This is a genomic window from Muriicola sp., assembly GCF_049669965.1.
GTDB lineage: Bacteria > Bacteroidota > Bacteroidia > Flavobacteriales > Flavobacteriaceae > Muriicola.
The window spans coordinates 1-3,132 of record NZ_JBATLB010000285.1 but is presented as its reverse complement, the minus strand read 5'-3'; the positions used below and the strand labels follow the sequence as shown (position 1 = coordinate 3,132).

The 3,132-nt window shown below is 39.7% G+C and carries 4 protein-coding genes; 2 read left to right on the top strand and 2 right to left on the bottom strand.

Features of this window, described 5'->3' with window-relative positions; genetic code table 11:
- The first annotated feature begins 124 nt into the window (after positions 1-124).
- Both WBM49_RS13950 and WBM49_RS13945 read left to right on the top strand, forming a co-directional pair.
- On the top strand, positions 125-589 hold the full coding sequence (locus tag WBM49_RS13950; protein ID WP_424372656.1) for a MaoC family dehydratase: 465 nt from the start codon (positions 125-127) through the stop codon (positions 587-589).
- A gap of 134 nt (positions 590-723) precedes the next feature.
- Positions 724-1,008 (top strand): hypothetical protein, encoded by a 285-nt coding sequence (locus tag WBM49_RS13945; RefSeq protein ID WP_424372655.1) that lies wholly within the window; start codon positions 724-726, stop codon positions 1,006-1,008.
- A 367-nt stretch (positions 1,009-1,375) separates the two neighbouring features.
- Here WBM49_RS13945 and WBM49_RS13940 read toward each other — a convergent pair whose 3' ends face one another.
- Both WBM49_RS13940 and WBM49_RS13935 read right to left on the bottom strand, forming a co-directional pair.
- Positions 1,376-2,443: a serine hydrolase domain-containing protein gene (locus tag WBM49_RS13940; RefSeq protein ID WP_424372654.1), complete on the bottom strand. Its 1,068-nt coding sequence runs from the start codon at positions 2,441-2,443 to the stop codon at positions 1,376-1,378.
- Positions 2,444-2,669: 226 nt separating this feature from the next.
- Entirely contained in the window at positions 2,670-3,035 is a 366-nt protein-coding gene (locus WBM49_RS13935) for a DUF2200 domain-containing protein (RefSeq protein WP_424372653.1), read from the bottom strand.
- Positions 3,036-3,132: the final 97 nt, after the last annotated feature.

Here is a 3,132-nt window from a genome sequence, read left to right as displayed (position 1 = left end):
TGAAAACGGTTGCCCAGCCCATTGATATTGCGTATGGGTATTTGTATCTGGCATCAGATGAAGCACGATTTGTATCGGGTATTTGTCTGACGATTGATGGAGGAACTTCACGATAAAAGTAACCATGGCAAAACTGGAAGTTGAAAATTTTAAAGAATTCAGAGAATTGGAAGGGAAAACTATTCCCACAGGAGATTGGCTAACCATCACTCAGGAAATGATCAATGATTTTGCAAAGGCAACGATGGACTTTCAATGGATACACGTAGACCTCGAAAAAGCAGCTAAATACTCTCCCTTTAAAAAACCTGTTGCCCATGGGTTTATGTCTGTTTCGCTGTTGGCCAAGTTACTTGGCGATAGTGTAAGTGTAAAGTCGGCTAAAATGGGCGTAAACTATGGATTAAACAAGGTTCGTTTTCCGAGTCCGGTGTTGGTAGACAGCAGAGTACGATTACAAGGAAGTGTACAGCATATAGAGGATTACGGAGATAATGGCCTGAAGATCACCTGGAATTGCGAAGTGGAGATAGAAGGCGCGGATAAACCGGCCTGCGTAGCCGAATTCATAAGTTTGATGTTCGAATAAGCAGTAAAAACGTCCTGTATATCGTGGATTGGGGCCACTTTGACCTGTATCATTCCGGATTGAAAAATAAAACACTACTTTAGATTCCATAAAGTACAGCATTTTAAATGATGTTGTTTCTTGAACCCCGAATTTTGATAAAGACAAAAAAACAATTTATTGTAGTTCTTATCCTTGTAGTACTGGGCTTTGGGGTAGGTATTTATTTGCAGGACCTGAAGCATCAGGAAAGCACAGAAGCGGCTTGGAAGGCCAACCGATTTAATCTGGAAAGGTTTCATAAGATCAGGAATTACACAATTAAGATGAATGCCGCCAACTGGCGCATCATGCGAGACAGTGTTGGGCAGGAATTAGACAGTTTTATGATCCTCCGCTTTAGAAAGGAGATGGATAGTATTAAGGAGCTGAAGCCTTAGAGATCATCCACAGTAAGAAGCTGCTAGCGCGGATATATTATCCGTGCCTCATTTTACAAATAGATTTGAACATCAATTAACTCTTATTTTATTGCCATCATTAAAACGTTTCTGACAAAGCTGCCTGCTGATTTTCATTCCAGTTATTGACCTGTAAAGCCAATAAAGTTCTAATTTCTGCACGAACAATTGTACCAATTGCAAATTTTACGTACGTTCCTGTTTTTCCTTCGGAAAGTAAATTTTGTGTAATTATTCGAAAGAATTTAAGCAATGGTTACCGGTTGGTTGATTTTTAGTCTATTTCAATGCTGTAGTATTAAACCCGTTTTAATCGCTTTTGTACACTGTTGGTACTAATTATTTTTTACTTCGATTCAGAATATCTAATAAGTTTAGAGGCAAAAGTTGCTACCGCCGGGTATGTTCCGGAGGTATTAGATAGCACCACCACTACTGTATTGGATCTGGGTACAATCATTAATTGACTTGTACAACCTGTTTGCCCGCCACTATGCCCGATCACTAAATTTTCATTTGGTGGCGGGCCGTATAGAAACCATCCCAAACCGTATTTATTTCCATCGTATTCAACTGGCTGGTATTTTAGCATTTTATCCAAACTCTCCCTTGTTATTAGTTTATCTTGCAGCAAGGCGTTTCCAAAATTCAGGAGATCTTCCAACGTACTAATAAATCCACCCCCTGGTATTCTGTTACTTAAATCGTTTTGATTTCCTTCTTTTGCTTTTCTTCCGTTATTGTGATAAAGACACGATTTATGTAAGTAGGCTTTGTTGATATCTTCGATGAAGGTATGGCTCATTGCCGCTACTTTAAAAACATTTTTCTTCATATAATCTTCATAGGTCATAGAGGTTACGGATTCTATGATTCTACCCAAAACTACATAGCCATAGGTGGTGTAGAAATATTTAGTGCCCGGTTCAAATAATAAGGGTCTTTGGATAAATATCTCCATGGCATCCTGTAAAGATTCGTAGTGGATGGTATTTTCAATTTCTTTTTCTCCAAGGTATTGCGGGATCCCTGACGTATGAGCCATAAGCTGCAGTACGGTAATCTGTTTTTTGTCTGTGGGTACATCTGGCAAATAGTTTTCAATGGGTGAATCTAGACTAATAACTTCTTTTTCTACCAGCTGCATGATGGCCGCCGCCGTAAAATTCTTGGCGATGGATGCAATTCTTGTTAGGGTTGTTGATGAAAAGGGGATGTCACTATCCTGACAGCTTACACCGGCAGATTGGGACCACTTCACTTCACCATCGATACTATAGCCGGCAACAATTCCGATATTTTCTTTATTTCCTGACAATTCCACAAGCCTTTGTTCAGGATCAAAATCTACTTGTGCAAAGAGACTTGTTGTAGTCACTAAAAATAGTAAGGTAAAAATGTATGTTTTATTCATCGGTTTGGTTTGTTGTGTTAGTTGCCAAGGCTCTTGTGTACAGTTTCGTTGCGAAATTGAAAGATAGCAAATTGCAATTACAAGAGCGCAGCGCACTAGCGAAAGCAAAAACTGCGTGTTTCCTCATAACTATAGGGTTTCAGAAGTAGGCGGGTAGAAGACGGGTGGGTACCTCAGGTGGGTCATTTATAGTTGTGGAAGCGAGCAGTGTCCCTTTTTGTTTTAATTACCCTTGTCGTAAAATCTTCTCCATCTTTCTGCCTCTGGCCAGCTCTTCCACCAACTTGTCCAGGTATCTTGCTTGTTTTGTCAATGGGGTTTCAATTTCTTCTATCCTATATCCACAAATAACACCGGTTATAAGGTGAGCATTTGGATTCAGTTTTGCCTTTGCGAAGAAGGTTTCAAAAGTTACTTTTTCGTCTATAAGTTCCTTGAGTTTTTTGGCATCAAAACCCGTCAGCCATTCTATCACCTGATGTAGTTCTTCCTTGGTCCGGCCTTTTTTCTCCACTTTAGTGACATAATGAGGATATACCCCTGCAAATATCATTTTTGCAATTCGGGCGTCGTGTTCAGGTGTTGTTTTCATACTGTATTAATTTCTCTGAGTATCCCTTTTAGTTTCAGATGTTTAAACATCCTGCACCTTCTTGTCTTCATGGAGTCTTGCTGTCAACAGTCCTGGA

Coding starts and splice junctions, on each gene's coding strand:
- WBM49_RS13950 (WP_424372656.1), top strand. CDS start 125: ATGGCAAAACTGGAAGTTGAAAATTTTAAAGAATTCAGAGAATTGGAA.
- WBM49_RS13940 (WP_424372654.1), bottom strand. CDS start 2,443: ATGAATAAAACATACATTTTTACCTTACTATTTTTAGTGACTACAACA.
- WBM49_RS13935 (WP_424372653.1), bottom strand. CDS start 3,035: ATGAAAACAACACCTGAACACGACGCCCGAATTGCAAAAATGATATTT.